This window comes from Planomicrobium soli (genome assembly GCF_003014655.1).
GTDB lineage: Bacteria > Bacillota > Bacilli > Bacillales_A > Planococcaceae > Planococcus > Planococcus soli_B.
Map to the genome: position 1 here is coordinate 1 of NZ_PYAT01000032.1, position 1,469 is coordinate 1,469.

The following is a 1,469-nucleotide window of genomic DNA, read 5'->3' on the forward strand; positions in this document are numbered from 1 at the left end:
GGTAGTGACCCCTTAAAGTTAGAGTTTCAGTTATGCAGCTAATTGGCTGGCATGAATTCGGTAGTTCACCGGGCTCATGCCGGCCAATTTTTGTTTAATGCGTTCGTGATTGTAGTAGTGGACGTACCGTTCAATGTTCAGCTTCAATTCTTCGTACGGGACCAGGGCTTCTCCGTAATACATCTCCTGTTTAAGCAAGCCAAAGAAGTTCTCCATGGCTGCGTTGTCGGCACACGTCGCCTTTCGGGACATGCTTTGGAAAATCCCGTTCTGCTTCAATGTTTTTACCCACAACCGGTGCTGGTAATGCCAGCCTTGGTCAGAGTGGATGGTTGTCCGATACGCAGCCCGGTTTCCGATAATCGGCAGCGCTTGATGCAGCGAGTCCAGGACGAAGTCGAGGGTGGGGCGTTTGGACATGCCCATTCCAATGATTTCGCCGTTGTAGAGATCCATCACGGGGCTCAAATACAGCTTTTCCTCGCCCGTACATTTGAATTCAGTGACGTCCGTCACGAGTTTTTGTAAGGCATGCGATGTGTGGAACCGGCGGTTCAACCGGTTTTTTGCGACGGTACCCACGTTGCCCTTATAGGAGCGATAGCGCGACTTTCGAATGAACTTCACACACTTCAACTTCAATTCTCTCAGGAGGCGCTGGACTTTCTTGTGGTTGATGATGTACCCTTGCGCCTTTAATTCCAGATGGATCCGGCGATACCCGTAACGGCCTTCGTGTTTTTCAAACAGTGACCGAATCACGGTTTTCCATTCCAGATCCGGGTCTTCCAAACCGAATCGCCCCCGGTGGTAATGATAGGTGGCTTCTGGAAGTTCAATGATCGCCAGCACATCCGTTAATCGGAATCCTTCTTTTTGGAGTTCGAATGCCAGCGTTGCTTGTGCTTTTCGAGGTAAGCATTCGGGTTCTCCTGGAAAGCTTTTAACTTTTTTAAATACGCCACCTCTAAGCGAAGCAGTTCGTTTTCCCGTTCCAGCTGTTCTTCACGGGACATCGTCCCGTTGGGTGTGTCCGGGTTCTTTTTGGGTTTTTTCGCCATGGGTGGCCTTCCTTTCGTTCGCAGGCCTCCTGCACCTTTTGCCAAAAATGCGCGTTTCCACTCCGCAATGAGCGTTGGATCGTGCATCTTGAATTCAATCGCTGTGTCCTGGTAGGAAGCGCCTGTTTGTTTCATAAAGTGTAATACATCCAGCTTGAATTGAACAGAATACACCCGGTTCTTCTGTTTTCTCCGCAAGCCCTCTTTTCCAAATGCCCGGAAAGCCCGAACCCAGCGTTCAATTTGCCCGCGGCTGGACATTCCGTATTTTCGGGCTAATAAGGGATAGCCCAACGGGCCAGCCAAATACTCGTTGACCAGCTTCAGTTTGAATTCTTCACTATACTTCACCATAAAAAAACACCCCAAAAGTTAGATTTTCAACTCTAACTTTTGGGGTGCAGCACC

At 49.4% G+C, this 1,469-nt stretch carries 1 protein-coding gene and 1 pseudogene; both read right to left on the reverse strand.

The features are described 5' to 3' along the window. Positions 1-30 precede the first annotated feature (30 nt). A pseudogene (locus B0H99_RS17905) lies at positions 31-897 on the reverse strand (IS3 family transposase); the annotation flags it as partial. Beyond that, positions 858-1,415, reverse strand: coding sequence for a helix-turn-helix domain-containing protein (locus B0H99_RS17630; protein WP_106534963.1), 558 nt, complete (start codon positions 1,413-1,415; stop codon positions 858-860). The pseudogene B0H99_RS17905 and the gene B0H99_RS17630, both read right to left, overlap by 40 nt. Positions 1,416-1,469: the final 54 nt, after the last annotated feature.

Coding starts and splice junctions, on each gene's coding strand:
- B0H99_RS17630 (WP_106534963.1), bottom strand. CDS start 1,415: ATGGTGAAGTATAGTGAAGAATTCAAACTGAAGCTGGTCAACGAGTAT.